Annotated in this window: 13 protein-coding genes; 1 reads left to right on the forward strand and 12 read right to left on the reverse strand. The window is 40.2% G+C overall.

Features of this window, described 5'->3' with window-relative positions; genetic code table 11:
- Nucleotides 1-60 precede the first annotated feature (60 nt).
- The 12 genes from IEE83_RS27605 to IEE83_RS27660 all read right to left on the reverse strand — a co-directional run bounded on the left by IEE83_RS27605 (nt 61) and on the right by IEE83_RS27660 (nt 14416).
- Nucleotides 61-1710, reverse strand: a complete 1650-nt coding sequence (locus IEE83_RS27605; RefSeq protein ID WP_194123986.1) for an amino acid permease — start codon at nt 1708-1710, stop codon at nt 61-63.
- Between the two features lie 125 nt (nt 1711-1835).
- Entirely contained in the window at nt 1836-4814 is a 2979-nt protein-coding gene (gene secDF, locus IEE83_RS27610; RefSeq protein ID WP_194123987.1) for a protein translocase subunit SecDF, read from the reverse strand.
- A 125-nt stretch (nt 4815-4939) separates the two neighbouring features.
- The gene (locus tag IEE83_RS27615; protein WP_310588597.1) at nt 4940-5332 is read right to left on the reverse strand and encodes a hypothetical protein; all 393 of its coding nucleotides are present in this window, start codon (nt 5330-5332) and stop codon (nt 4940-4942) included.
- A 123-nt stretch (nt 5333-5455) separates the two neighbouring features.
- Nucleotides 5456-6574, reverse strand: a complete 1119-nt coding sequence (locus tag IEE83_RS27620) for a DmpA family aminopeptidase (RefSeq protein ID WP_194123988.1) — start codon at nt 6572-6574, stop codon at nt 5456-5458.
- A gap of 130 nt (nt 6575-6704) precedes the next feature.
- Complete coding sequence (locus IEE83_RS27625) at nt 6705-7646, reverse strand: DUF4249 domain-containing protein (protein WP_194123989.1); 942 nt, start codon at nt 7644-7646, stop codon at nt 6705-6707.
- Nucleotides 7647-7652: 6 nt separating this feature from the next.
- Nucleotides 7653-10052, reverse strand: a complete 2400-nt coding sequence (locus IEE83_RS27630; RefSeq protein WP_194123990.1) for a TonB-dependent receptor — start codon at nt 10050-10052, stop codon at nt 7653-7655.
- A gap of 238 nt (nt 10053-10290) precedes the next feature.
- Entirely contained in the window at nt 10291-10818 is a 528-nt protein-coding gene (gene folK, locus IEE83_RS27635; RefSeq protein ID WP_194123991.1) for a 2-amino-4-hydroxy-6-hydroxymethyldihydropteridine diphosphokinase, read from the reverse strand.
- A 134-nt stretch (nt 10819-10952) separates the two neighbouring features.
- On the reverse strand, nt 10953-11192 hold the full coding sequence (gene rpmB, locus IEE83_RS27640; RefSeq protein ID WP_031528537.1) for a 50S ribosomal protein L28: 240 nt from the start codon (nt 11190-11192) through the stop codon (nt 10953-10955).
- A gap of 89 nt (nt 11193-11281) precedes the next feature.
- Nucleotides 11282-11968 carry a response regulator transcription factor gene (locus tag IEE83_RS27645; RefSeq protein WP_194123992.1) on the reverse strand — a complete coding sequence of 229 codons (687 nt, stop codon included), beginning with the start codon at nt 11966-11968 and terminating at the stop codon, nt 11282-11284.
- A gap of 35 nt (nt 11969-12003) precedes the next feature.
- Nucleotides 12004-13248: a sensor histidine kinase gene (locus tag IEE83_RS27650; RefSeq protein ID WP_194123993.1), complete on the reverse strand. Its 1245-nt coding sequence runs from the start codon at nt 13246-13248 to the stop codon at nt 12004-12006.
- Between the two features lie 58 nt (nt 13249-13306).
- Nucleotides 13307-14170, reverse strand: a complete 864-nt coding sequence (locus tag IEE83_RS27655; RefSeq protein ID WP_194123994.1) for an N-acetylglucosamine kinase — start codon at nt 14168-14170, stop codon at nt 13307-13309.
- A 6-nt stretch (nt 14171-14176) separates the two neighbouring features.
- Complete coding sequence (locus IEE83_RS27660; protein ID WP_194123995.1) at nt 14177-14416, reverse strand: cytochrome b5 domain-containing protein; 240 nt, start codon at nt 14414-14416, stop codon at nt 14177-14179.
- Between the two features lie 137 nt (nt 14417-14553).
- On the opposite strand from IEE83_RS27660, the gene IEE83_RS27665 reads away from it, so the two are divergent.
- Nucleotides 14554-15003, forward strand: a complete 450-nt coding sequence (locus tag IEE83_RS27665) for a hypothetical protein (protein WP_194123996.1) — start codon at nt 14554-14556, stop codon at nt 15001-15003.
- Nucleotides 15004-15081 lie beyond the last annotated feature (78 nt).

Consider the following 15081-nt stretch of genomic DNA (forward strand, 5'->3'; position numbering starts at 1 on the left):
CGTTAAACGAAAAAAAGCTTCCTGACGGGAAGCTTTTTTTCGTTTATATCCAATGTCTTTTTAAGCCTTCTTCATTTGCGATAATCCAAAAAGAATTACGTGAACGACTGCAAAAATCATTGAGAAGTAGAACAACCCTGCTTGTTCACCATTTGTCATCGCGTTATGTGCAATGGCGATACCTCCAAGAATTACAGCAAGGACAATTCCTGTCAATCCTGCAACCTTGCGGCCGTTCAGAACTGTCGAAGCTTGTCCGTCTGATAAGAAGCTGTTTTTGATACCATACCATAGATACACATCAAATCCGATGATCATCCACACGAACAAACGAATCCAGGTATCAAGCGGTAAAAATGCCATCATGAAAAAGCAGGTTCCAACACCCAGAATTGGGATCAAAGGAACAAGCGGCGTTTTAAATCCACGAGGAACATCGGGCATTTGTTTTCTCATCACAATAATACCGATACAAACCAGGATAAACGCGAAAAGTGTTCCAATACTCGTCATTTCACCAACAACACGTGCAGGCACAAACGCAGAGAACAAACTTACAAATAACATGAACATGAAATTGCTTCTGACCGGCGTCTGATATTTTGGATGTACACTTGAAAAAATACGTGGAAGCAAACCATCTTTACTCATACTGAAAAATACGCGGCTCTGGCCCAATAACATTACCAGGATTACCGAAGCATAACCACCTAAAATAGCAACAATGATCGCGCGGTTCAACCAGGGATAATCCGGGTGAATTACGCCTGACGCATCTGTACTTCCCATATGTTCAATAGCAACCGCCACTGGTGCGATACCATCCTGACCTTTGAATGAAGTATAATTGGTTACCCCGGTCATAACGTGTGCAAAAAGGATGTACAAAATTGTACAGATAATAAGTGATCCTAAAATTCCGATAGGCATATCCTTTTTAGGATTTTTTGCTTCCTGAGCAGCTGTACTAACGGCATCAAAACCAACATAGGCAAAAAACACAATGGCCGCCGCCCGGACAATGCCACTGAAACCGAATTCACCAAATGTACCTGTATTATCAGGGATGTAAGGAATGTAGTTAGAATTGTCGATATACTGCCATCCCAAGACGATGAAGATAACAACAACCGAAACTTTCAAGCCTACAATAATAGCATTCACTTTCGCACTTTCCTCTGTACCTTTCATGAGCAGCAAACTCACAAGAATTACAATAAATACAGCAGGAAGATTGACAATACCTCCGTCCCAGGGCCCAACTGTCAGCGCGGTGGGGAGATGTACGTCAAAGCCCTCCAAAAATTTAATTAAATAGCGCGACCAGCTTATACTTACCGTAGCAGCTCCAACTGCATACTCCAGCACAAGATCCCATCCGATGATCCAGGCGATGAACTCACCCATCGTTGCATAAGAGTACGTGTAAGCACTACCAGCAACTGGTATCATCGAAGCAAATTCTGCATAACACAGACCTGCAAAGGCGCAACCAAGCGCTGCAACCATAAATGAAATTGTGATAGCAGGACCAGCCTGATTGGCCGCCGCACCACCTGTAATAGAAAATAAACCTGCACCAATGATTGCTCCGACACCTAATGCCACAAGGCTGCCAGGTCCGAGTGTGCGTTTTAGCTGATTACCTTCCCCAGTTGATTCCTGTAATAATTTGTCAATAGGCTTTTTGACCCAGAGTTGATTTGCCATAAAAAGTTTTTGTAAATATTATGTCGTTATACCCTAAAACTAAAATAAAATTTGTTCATTATTGGCATATGCAGAATAAAAAAGGGGGAAAGTAAAAAACTTTCCCCCTTTTATTATCTAAACACTTACGCTTTTACAATTTTTCCTTTTGTTGAAGCAGCGTCTGAACCGCCTGTTACGGCCAGAGAAGCTTGCTTAATTTTTTCACGTTGTAAAATATCAACAACGATCGGTGCAGCAACAAATAGTGAAGAATATGTTCCTACAATTACACCCAGTAACATACAGAATGTAAATCCACGAATTACTTCACCACCAAATACCATAAGCACGATCAATACAAGCATTACTGAAATACCGGTTACAGCTGTGCGGCTAAGCGTACTGTTCAAGGCGTTGTTAATAATTGTTGGCAAAGATTCTGTTGTCGCTTTATCATCTTTCAAATATTCACGGATCCTGTCATAAATTACCACCGTATCATTCATTGAATAACCGATCATTGTAAGAATCGCTCCGATAAACGCCTGGTCGATATCAAGTGAGAATGGCAACCATCCGTTAAACAACGAATAAACAGCCAGCAAAATGATTACGTCATGCGCAAGAGACATTACCGCTCCATAACTAAATGCAAGTCGTTTGAAACGTAAGAAAATGTAAACAAAGTTGGCAGCCAGGGCAAGTAAAATCGCATACAAGGCATTGATCATCGTGTCATATGCAATGGTTGGACCTACTTTATTAGAACTTACAATTGTTCCTTTATTGTCTTTTACTTTTGAAACGCCTTCCATGATTTTCGTTTCTGCTTTCTGATCAGCATCAGGAGCAGTATCTTCAATCAGGTAGTCCGTTGTGATTTTAACCTGGTCAAATCCTCCAAAAGTTTTTACTTCCGGTGAGTTTCCAAGCGCTGCGCTCATTACTTCACGTACTTCATCCGTTTCAACATTTTTATCAAAACGAACTACATAAGAACGACCACCTTTAAAATCAATACCAAGTCCGAATCCTTTGAAGATGAATGACCCAACTCCAATGGCCATGATAATGGTAGAAATAATGTAGAAACGACGACGCTGCGATACAAAATCAAAGTCATTATCCTTAAACCAGTTTTTAGTCAAACCAGAATAGAATTTGTAAACTTTTCCGTGGCTGATCTGATATTCAAGAAATAATCTTGTAATGAATATCGCTGTGAACAAAGAAGTAAGCAAACCAATAACAAGCGTAGTAGCAAAACCTAAAACAAGACCTGAACCGAATGTGTAAAGGATGATACCTGTTAAAAGCGTTGTAACGTTGGAGTCAATAATCGCTGTCATTGAATGTTTAAAACCATCCTGAACAGCGAGCTTAAACGGCTTCCCTGCCTCAATTTCAATCTTAATCCCTTCGTAAATCAGTACGTTCGCATCGACGGCCATACCAATAGAAAGCACGATACCCGCGATACCTGAAAGCGTAAGCACAGCTCCAAGAGAAGCCATTACTCCCAAAAGAAGGAACAAGTTTAAAAGCAGTGTAATATCAGCAACAAAACCTGCGCCACTGTAATACGCTACCATGAACACAAGAATTACGATCAAACCGATCACAGATGATAACACACCGGCAGTAATTGCTTCTGATCCCAAAGTTGAACCAACAATCGCTTCTTCAACAATGTGCGTTGGAGCTGGTAATTTACCCGCTTTAAGCACGTTTGACATATCTTTTGTTTCTTCAACTGTGAAGTTACCTGTGATACTTGAATTACCATTTGGAATTTCACCCTGAACCGTAGGAGCTGTGTAAACAAGATTATCGATAATAATCGCAACCGGACGACCAATGCTGTTGGCTGTCAATGTACGCCATTTACGAGCACCTTCACCGTTCATACGCATCGTTACTTCCGGACGACCACGGTCATCATAGTCGTGTGTCGCGTCAGTAATCACATCACCTTCCATAGCCGCCTGGCCATTTTGTTTTTTGATAAAATACAAAGGAAGGATCAACTGGTTGTTTGTACCAGCAGTTCCTTTACGATCCCACATGAAAACAAGATCAGCAGGGAACATCGAACGAACTTCCGGACGAGCCAACATTTCATTAGCACGAGCAGTATCTTTCAAATAAACACCTAAACCTTGTGGCATAGGAACGAAAAGACTTGTCAATGCAGCACTTTGAGCAGCCAGAGCAGATGTATCAGTTTTAGCAGAATCACTTTTTTGTTCAAGCTGAGCAGCTAATCCTGTTGCGCCTGATTTTTTAGTAGTATCAGTTGATGAAGTTGCAGCAGCAGGTTTTCCGGCAGCTTTAATTCTTGCATCTTCTTTTGCCAGATAAGAACCCAACTGATCAATAGCAGGTGCCAATTCATTGGTAAGATATACTTGTGCAAATTCCAGTTTCGCAGCGCCTGATAACAAACGACGAACACGTTCCGGATTATCAACACCAGGAAGTTCTACCAAAACGCGGTTAGTACCTGGCAACCGCTGAATGTTCGGGTTTGTTACACCGAATTTATCAATACGAGCCTGCGTGATCTGAAATGCTCTGTCAATCGCACCGTCAATTTCTGTATTCAACATTTTAACAACGTCGCTGTCCGAAGAATTGCTGTTGATTTTAGTACGGTTAGCACTTGTAGCGAAAACGCTGGCAAGACTTGTATTTGGTGCAGCTTCTTTAAATGCTGAAACAAAGATTTTTACAAACGCTTTGTTATCCGCTTTTTTATCCGCCTGTGCAGCAGCTAATGCTTTCTGGAATGCAGCACTACGTGCATTTCCACCAGCCATTCCTTTAAGAATTTCCGCCGGAGCAACTTCCAAAACTACGTGCATACCACCCTGAAGGTCAAGACCAAGGCTAAGCTCGCGTTCCATTACTTCCTGCAAAGTTTGTCCCAAATAGACATCCTCACGCCAAAGTGAATCAATATAATGCTGTTTTTTCTTGTCGTCTATTTTGCCAGAAGCGTCCGTTGCGTAAGCTTCTGCCTTTCCTTTAATGTTACGTGAAACGAACGTAAACGAAAGGTAATAGGCGCTAATAAGAGCCAACACAATGGTTAGCCCGATTATTCCATTCCTGTTAGTCATTGTTTTGTAAAAAATGTGAAATTTTGAAAGTGGATTTACTATGGGTTGATATATGAGAATACAAAAGTTCTTCGCAAGACGCGATGATACTCATATGTCAAGATGGAAAGGTCATAACAAAACTGTCACGGGGCATTCGTGACAATATATCTGGCGAAAACTCTGCTGAAACAGGTAAACAGAAAATACGATTCCTGATAATCAACAGCAATAATGTGTTGACTTTCAATAAACTGCCAGACTGGCTGCGGGGCAAAATAAAAATAATGGGAGAAATCAAACGAGATAGCAGGCGTAATAACCGCATCCAGAGAAAGTGCACTTACCGTAGCCTGATGATCGTCTGCTGTATTTGACGATTTTTCCTTGGAAATTCCCTTGGCTATTGACTGTGTTTTTTGAGCAAATTTCTGAACCGAATTAACATTATCCGACCATGACCGCGCACCGGCCACCATGAGCAACATGGAAGCAAGCAATAAGCTAATGGTCTGGTTAATAATTTTTTTCGTCTGCACGATTCGGTCTTCGATTTAAAACGCAAATTTTAAACCAAAATATCACATTCGCAAATGGTTTGCCTGAAATATCTGAATTATCCTTTTGACAAACTGTAAATTATGAGAAGGATTCGTAAGCCTTTACTTCAAACGGCCATATTTTCGCATGATTTCCAATACTTTTTCTTTTGGTAATTCTTCCATTTTATGATCCTGAAATCCTTCGGTTGTTTTAGCCATAAATAGCGAATTGATAATCGCCTCATTGGTAGCTTCGATCGCTGCCATAAAAAGTGGCGATACGAAATCGTTGTGCAAAAGTGTCACACTGGAAGTTCCCTGAGTAGTTTCATGCGGAATCTGATAGGCGGTTGAAAAAGCAATGACATAATCCCCGCTGCCATTCGAAGCAATTCCGCCAGTTTCTGCCAGACCCATAATAGCGCGTTTTGCCAGACGTTTCAGATTTCTTGCATCCAAAGGCGCATCGGTTGCGATGATCATCATACAAGAACCGTCAGAAGATTTATCCAAAGATTCTTTAAAAGCATATTTTCCCAGTTCTTCTCCAACTGGTACACCGTTTACTTTTAAAACACCTCCGAAATTTGTTTGCGTTAAAACACCAACTGTATAACCGCCCAGTTTTTCCGGCAATTTTCTGGAAGAAGTTCCGATTCCGCCTTTCCAGTTAAAACAAACAGTTCCGGTACCGGCACCCACATTTCCTTCTTCCACTTTTCCTGTTTGTGCTTTCTTCAAAGCTTCCAGAACATTTTCTTTTTTGACATGACGACCGCGGATATCATTCAGGAAACTGTCATTTGTTTCGCCAACAACCGGATTTACGGAACGTACATTTTCATTTCCTTTTTGATTCAATGTCCAGTCAATTAATGCATCGGCTGCCGTAGGAACGCTTAATGTATTTGTTAAAATAATTGGCGTTTCCATCGTTCCCAATTCCTCAACCTGTGAATAACCAGTAAGTTTTCCAAAACCATTTCCAATGTAAATCGCCGCCGGGATTTTTTGCTGAAACAGATTTCCATCTTTTGGAATAATGGCTGTAATGCCTGTTCGGATATTTTTCCCTTCAACCAAAGTTACCTGACCAACTTTCACTCCGGCCACATCCGTTATCGCGTTGTATTGACCGGTTGGTAATACACCAATTTTAATTCCAAGTTCTCTCGGCCGCTTTTGTGCAAAAAGTTGAACGGATGTTAAAAGTAAAATGATAAGGAGTACGTTTTTCATAAAAATCAGGTTTGGAACCTCCAAGATACAAAGTAAGATTTAGCCTTGTGACCGAAATATTTGATTATTTACCAAAACAAAAGCCCCCGGAATTTCCGGCGGCTTTTAAAATTATATAATTAATAACACCCTAATCTTCTTCCGGTCTCGCTTTTGCAGGATCAACGATTGTTTCCATTCTGCTTACCGCTGATGCGCCAAAGTAACCCAACGCTTTTCTGCCGTTTGGATCAGCATTTACAACATTCGATTTGATATTGGCAATAGGCGTAGCATAAATCCCTCCATTTGTGCTCTGATCAACCACCTGCTGCAAAAAGTAAAATGCTTCGTTGGTAATGCTATGCAGCTCAACACCCACATGACTACCAGCCTGATACAAAGAATCATAGGTAATTGACCTTCTTAATGGCTGGATAAATATCAACCCATCCGAAGGTGCACCGGCGCTGAAAGCTGCATCATAAGCAATTGAAATTTTCTTAGCCTTATCCACATTCGTTTTTCCGTTCAATACTTCTTTAATCCAGTACGTATCGCCCGTTCCGATGAAATCTCTTGCATAAAATTCAACGATATAACCCGTTTTTTGTCCTTTATCCTTATCCGGTTTAATAGGAAGTGTCTCATGCGTGTAAGCAATAGAATCTATTTTCGGAACACGTTTGATTTCATTCTGAGCCGTATAAACTTCTTTTTCATACTCAATTCTCAAAGTATATTTCCTCCCAATTCGTCCCAAACTGTCCGTTGCAAGGCTGCCCCAGGTATATTTTCCATTTTTTGAAGCATCTTCGAAATTATAGACATTACCAATATTGTCCGTAACCGTTACTTTGGCGCCCAAAACCGGCTGAATCGGATTACTGTCAAAGTAAGCGGAAGACCAGGTAAGGGTAATCGTTTGCGTTCCGGGCTGATTCGTGATCCAGCCGTCCACCACGAGCTGCGTAGGGCCTGTTTCTGTTTTTAAATCAATCACATCCTCGCAACCCGACAATCCGATGATTGCCATAAGTACAACCGCGACGTTAAAAAAAACTTTTTTAGAATTTATATTTTGCTTCTTCATGGCTGATTAAAACTTAAAATTATAAGTAACAGAAGGAATAAGACTTCCAATTACAGAATAGCGTACGGCTTGTGTTCTCAGCAGATTCTGAGCCTGTTCGCTGGCTGTTGGCTTGTCCTCGTTTTGGCGTGTGTAAACCGAGAATGCGTTTCTGCGGTTGTAGACATTGTAAATTGAGAAAACCCATTCACCTTCCCCGGTTCCAAAAAGTTTTTTACGTGCTTTAAGTGTCGCCGCAAGATCCAGACGATGGTAAGCCGGGATACGGCTGTTATTTCTCGCATTGTTATAATTATTACCCAGCGAATAACCGCCCCATGAATATCCGTTGGTTGGGAAAGTTGCAGGCGTTCCAGAAGCAATCGTAAAATTGGATGATAAGGTCAGCCTTTTATTTAACTCATAAATCGCTACCGATGTGAAGTTATGCGGCTTATCAAAACGTGCGTTAAACCAGTTTCCATTGTTCACGCCATCAACTTCTCTTTCAGTTTTAGACAAAGTATAACTCACCCAGCCTGTTAACCGGCCTTTATTTTTTTTAAGGTAAAATTCCGCTCCATAAGCTCTTCCTTTACCTGTCAGCAAATCTCCTTCTACAAATTGATTCAATAACAAATCTGAACCGACAACGTAGTCAAGCTGATTGTGCAGCTTTTTGTAATAAACCTCAACCGAAGCTTCGTACATATTATCCCTGAAATTGCGGAACCAACCCATTGCAACCTGATCAGCAAGTTCTGGTTTTATGTTGGAAGAACTCAGCGTCCAGACATCCAGCGGAGAACTTGCAGCCGTATTTGACAACAAATGCAGATATTGCGACATACGGTTGTAACTTATTTTCAAAGATGAAACCGAGCTCAGACCAATATTCACCGCAAAACGAGGCTCCCAGTTTCCGTATGTTTTGATAACGTCTCCGCTTTGATATTCTTTCCCAGGTAAAATTGGCTGTCTCCTGATTCCTGCCGTTGTATCACGGTAAGAATATTCAATCCCCGCTCCCAAACTGCGGAAATAAGAATAGCGGATACCATATTGTAAGGAAATCTTGTCAGTCAATTTTTGTTCGTTGGCGATGTACAAAGCAGACTCGTCTGCGTGTCGTGAAGGAAGATCCAGATTCAAACCTTCTCCCTCTGAAACTGCCGTAGCTTTTCCAGGACGTGAATCATAATTGATATACTGACCACCAAAAGTTAGCTGATTATTCGGCGTGATATAATAGGTGAAATCCGGTTTTATACTTTTAGTGATAATTTTGGAATTCCAGACGAATCGGTCTTTTGCATTTTTGTCGTCTTCATTTTGTCCCAGATTATAATCATAGTTACTGTAATAAGCCGTCAGGTTCATAAACAGTTTGTTAGAAAAAATATGATTCCAACGCCCTGTTAATGTTTTATTCCCCCAGCCAAAACCAAAATCTCCACCTCCAAAAATATCTTTTCCTAAATAACCGGATGCGAAAAATGTATCCTTATTCCCTAACCGGTAATTTACTTTGGCTGTTAAATCATAAAAATTAAACTTGGAATCTTTCAAATCTTTGTTCAAAAATGGTTTTGCCAAAATATCTATATACGACCGGCGCGCCGCCACAATGAATGATCCTTTCCCTGCGGCAAAAGGCTGTTCATAAGTAAGGCGGGAGAAAATAGAGCCGATACCACCATTGATCTCACGTTTTTTTGCATTTCCTTCTTTCATCCGTACATCCAGAATGGAAGAAATACGACCACCATATTGTGCAGGAATTCCACCTTTAAATAGCTTTACATCTTTTACAACATCCGGATTGAAAACTGAGAAGAAACCAAATAAGTGGGAAGAATTGAAGACAGGAGCTTCATCCAAAAGAACCAGGTTCTGAGAAATATCACCCCCGCGAACATTAAAGCCTGAAGCACCTTCACCAACTGTAGTAACACCAGGCAATAATTGTATACTGCGTATCAAATCAACTTCTCCAAGCAATGCAGGCATTTTCTTGATCGTTTTCATTTCAACTTTATTGACAGACATTTCAATGCTCCTCACATTATCGTCCTCTTTTTTGGTTGAAATTGTAACCTCTTTCAGGTTTTCGCTTTCGTCAGCTAATTCAATACTGACCGTTTGATCGGCATTTAATTCGATGGTTTTCGTATTTTTCTGATATCCCATGTAAGAATAAACAACCGTGTAGGAGCCGGCCGGCAGGGTGAGCGAATAAAAACCATATGGATTTGTTACCACGCCTGTCTGTGCTTCACGAACGTAAACTGAAACGCCAATTAAACCTTCCCCGTTTGCAAGATCTTTAACATACCCGCTTACGGTGTGTTTAGTTTGTGCAGTTACCGCCAGACTGAAAAAAGACAACAATAACCCAATCCACTTTTTCTGTATTTTATTTTTCATGCTAATGGTTTGATGATTAATACGAAGACGGACCAGGACAATTCATTACTTTTTATAAATTGAACTTTTCCTATTTGGAGGACAACCAATTTAAAACTTCCCCCTACGATGGTTAAAAAATAAAAATAAGATTTTGTCCGATCGCAATGTAAAACAAGTGATAATCAGATTAGCATTACATAAAAAAATGATGAACAGCCGAATTTAGCGACTGAATGGGAGGATTTCTTACGTAATTCTAAAAATCAGAATTGGTATTATTTGTAGAAATTATTACAACAGCTCCCGGATCGGAACATTCTTGTAATAATTGACTTGTTGTTTTTTGCAAAAGGGGATGAATAAAATCAGGAGCGATTTCATTTAAAGGAACGAGCGTAAATCTTCGTTCGTGCAGTCTGGGATGTGGTAAAGTAAGACGGGCAGAATCCAGAACAAGATCCTGATAATAAAGCATATCGATATCAATCACCCGAGCGCCCCATCTTTCATAGCGCACTCTTCCCAGCTCATGTTCTATTTCCAGAACCATGCGCAGGACTTCTTCCGGCAATAATCCGGTTGACACGATAAGAATCTGATTCAAAAAAGCAGGCTGATCCAAAACGCCCCAGGGAGCAGTTTCGTAAATAGAAGAAGCAGATTGAATTTTACCAATTCTCTCTTCAATCAACATTTCTGCCGATTTGAGAATTTGCAATCTGTCCCCGAGATTGGAGCCCAACAGAAGAAAAACGTTTTGAGCAGCAGAAATTTCGTCAATCATGTTTCTGATAAATATTTACTGAATCTGTAATTTCTTTACCATCATAATTGCCGGACATTTTCCAGTTCAAAAGCCTTACGAAAAAAAGGACTCCCTGAAAAAAGGAAGTCCTTTCTAATAAATTCGCAAATTTCTTAGAACGTAAGCGTTCCTTTATCGTATGCTTTTTGGATCGTAGCTTCAATACCGTTCTTGTTGATTGTACGAAGAGCAGAAGTAGCTACTTTCAACGTAACCCATTCTCCTGATGAAGGAAGGAAGAAACGTTTCTTTTGTAAATTCGGGAAGAATTTACGTTTTGTTTTATTGTTAGCGTGAGAAACATTATTTCCAACGCGTGTTCTTTTACCAGTAATTTGACAAACCTTAGCCATGACGATCAATTTTTCCAAATGAGGGTGCAAATATAGGTATTTATTATTTTGGTGCAAATAAAAATGAAAGATATTTGAAAAAGAATGCGTTAGAAAGTCATTCTAAATCCCACACCGTGAACGTTATCAATGCGGATTGCAGGGTCTGCGGACAGATATTTGCGCAATCTCGAAATAAAAACATCCAGACTTCTTCCCATAAAATAATCGTCGTCTCCCCAGATCGCTTTCAGCAATTCATCCCGGCGAATCACCTGATCGGGACGTTCGGAGAGATATTTTAGTACCTCAGCTTCACGGAACGTAAGTGTTTGCAGACTGTCATTTATAGACAACGTCAGCTTTGTAAAATCGAAATTATATTTCCCAACCGTATTGGTTTTGGGCTGAGCAGGCGTTGGTTTTCCTGAATTATTTCTGCGCAGAATAACTTCGATCCGCATCTTCAATTCCTGGATACTGAAAGGTTTGGTGACGTAATCATCCGCACCTAATTCAAAACCTTTGATCTTGTCTTCCTGCAAAGCTCTTGCCGTCAAAAATAAAATCGGAACCTGCTTATCCGACTTCCGGATATTTTCCGCCAATGTAAAACCGTCCATTTTTGGAAGCATTACGTCCAGTACACAAATGTCAAAATGCTCTTTTTCTATAAATTCCAGAGCTTCTGCGCCGTCGCTGGCATGTACGACCTCGTAGTCATAGGCTTCCAGGTTATCCTTCGTTGCAAAGGCCAGATTCGGGTCGTCCTCGACGTATAAAATTTTCTTTTTCAAGTGTAACTGATTTTAGTTTTAGGTTGAAGCAAAAATTATTTTTGAGGAATGCTGATACTAAACGTACTTCCTTGTCCCAGCGCACTGTCAAGTTCCAAATGCCAGTGATGGGAGCGGACGATTTGTTTGACATAACTTAGGCCAATTCCTGAGCCTTTCACATTATGCACATCAGCATTAGAAATTCTGAAAAACTTGTTGAAAATCTTTTTCTGATACTCTTTGGCAATTCCCAAACCTTTATCTTCGACACAAATAATAAGGCAATTTTTCTTATTAAAAGTCCTGACCACTACTTCCGGCAGATTGGGGGAATATTTTATCGCGTTATCGATCAGGTTCGTGATCATGTTTCTGAAATGGAAAATATCGGCTTCAATAAAATGATTCGCCGCCTCATATTTCAATTTAATTTTTCCTTCAAAAGGTAACAACAAAGAGTCAATAACCTGATTTACGTCAATTTTTTCCTTTTTCAGATTGAGCGAATGCCTTTCCGCTTTGGCGATGGAAAGCACCATTTCAACCTGATTTTGCAGCCTGAGAATTTCTTCCTGAACAATGTGTACATAACGTTTATGACGCTCAGGCTGGGTGACAATAATATCGGAATTTAAAACATCAGCGGCAATACGGATGGTTGAAATCGGCGTTTGCAGTTCATGTGTCATATTATTCACAAAATTACGCTGCACCTCCGACAAATGTTTTTGTTTTAAAATAATAAACAATGCATAAGCAAAGAAACCAACCGCCAATAGTACGAGAATGGACGACCAGATCCAGCCGGTCAGATTTCCGGCCATATAAGTGGATTGTTCCGGAAAACGTACCCCGAAATAGTATGGATATTTATCTGTCTTTTCCCAATTAGAAGTTTTCGCGGAAGTTTTGTCGTTTGTCTTTGTACTCAGCGACATGCCATAACGCATCCGGTCAGTCGTACAATCATAAATCCCGACTTCAAAATCCGTAATCAGGTTATGTTTTTGAAAACTGTCTTTAATAAAATGTTCAAGCAAATCCGGCTGCGTGGTCGCGTTGGTATTAACCAGAAAATACTCCGGTGATAATTGCTCAACCGGATTGGAAGTCTGCATAACGCCATTGACCGACGCAAGTTCCTGGGCAACATCCTGCAAAGCAACATGCGCATTTTGATTAAACTGTCGATGCCGCAGATCAAGCGCCTGTTTTACCCAATAAATCTGGGTAATAACAACGCCGATAATCAGCACCGCAGAAAATACAGTCAGCCAGCGAATGGAGCGTCTTGGCATTGATGAATTAATTTTAAATTAAGTTAATTGTAATCAAACAGTATGCCAGTCAAACTTATTACATATCTCTCTGCAAATGATATTCATAAAGTGTTTCCATCGGAGATTTTGCAATTTTTCCGACTTGCAAACCTTTACTTTCCAAAACAGTTTTTAAAATTTCCCGGTAATAAAAAGCGATGGAACCGGTAAAATGAATCGGATATTTTTCGGCGTCCTGATGTTTGAGTATATATTTTTCAGTAAAAAGAATAAACGCATCCTGAACCAGTTTGGTGATAAAAGGGTGCTGAATATTTTTAGATATAAATTCTGAAAACGTTGCAAAATAACGATTTGGAAATGGCTGACGATAGACTTTTTCAAGTACAAAAAGTCTGTTTGTTCCCGGATATGTTTCTTCAAATTGTTCATGAAGATCCTGCGGCAATTCATTTTGAAGAAAATTGACCAGCAAAGTTTTTCCAAGATAAGATCCGCTGCCTTCATCCCCCAGCCAGAAACCTAACGAGCCGATTGAATGCGCAATTTTATTTCCATCATAAAAAGCATTGTTGGCGCCAGTTCCCAAAATACAAGCAATTCCGGGTTTGTTTCCGCATAATCCTCTTGCCGCAGCAAGCATATCGGAAGCCACTTCAATAATTTCCGCAGATGGAACCGAATCCACCAGCGCATCGTAAATTGGCCGACTCGTTACTTTATCAGCGCAACCCGCACCGTAAAAAAAGATCTGATCAATAGGAGAAGTTATAAAAGGTAATACTTCCTTTTCCAAAACTTCTGTAACTTCTTCTTTGGTCTGATAAAAAGGGTTAAGTCCTCCCGAGTGAAGACGAAATGGTGTTTTTCCTGTTGTTGCTACAAGCCAATCTGTTTTTGTTGAACCGCTGTCTGCAATCAGATAAGTATATTGTTTCAAGTGCTGTTAATTAAATGGTTCTGATAATTTTCCTATGACCTTAAACTTTTCAAAAACACGCTCAGTATGCGGCGCGTCTCCAAGTTCTTTGGTCAGGTCTTGTCCCGCCCAATGTTCGTAATGGTGGCCGTTCCGCCAGAGCCGGGATGTTGTAACGTCATAAATAAGCCCCTGGTATGCACACCAAATCTCTTCTCTATCCTGTCCGTTTCGCAGTGCGAGCTGAGACTTTGTATATTCTTTCATCAACGGTTGGTTACCTAAAAAACGATTTTAATAATTTCAGGGACGGAATTTAAGAGGATCATTTCAGAATATTTTGATATTAAGACTAAAAAATCTGAACTTGGCGTTTAATTAGAAAATTATCCGTGAAAGATAGAATGAAAAAAACGTATACTTTACTTTGCAGTATTTTGCTGGTGATCACACTTGTAACAGCAGGATGTAAGAAAAATTCTCCGAAATCAGTTTCTGAACGCATCGCAAAATCATGGACCGCAGAATCGGTTAAAGAAGGTACTGTTGTAGTTTACACAAGAGGTGGAGCTGGTAATATCCGGGCGGAATATTCCAATTTCAAACTGGTATTAAACAGTGGCGGTACGGCAACTTATACAGAATTTGACAAAAATATCTTTTCCGGTAGTTGGTCATTGGACGGAGAAACAACTTTGATCCTTTCGGGATTGACACCTCAGCCAAGTGGGAGTGGCGGTACTGTGAAATTCACAATCACTTCTCTTGACGATACAAAAGTGGTATTAACCCGCGTGGATGCAAGTCCAAAAACAGGAAATACAATCAACCAATATACACTTTCAACACAATAATTTTTCAGTTTGAATGCTGATGTGGTTATGTTGGTTTTATCAATTAACAATCAGTAACTGAACTTTTAATATCAAAAT

This window comes from Dyadobacter subterraneus (assembly GCF_015221875.1).
Classification (GTDB): Bacteria; Bacteroidota; Bacteroidia; order Cytophagales; family Spirosomataceae; genus Dyadobacter; species Dyadobacter subterraneus.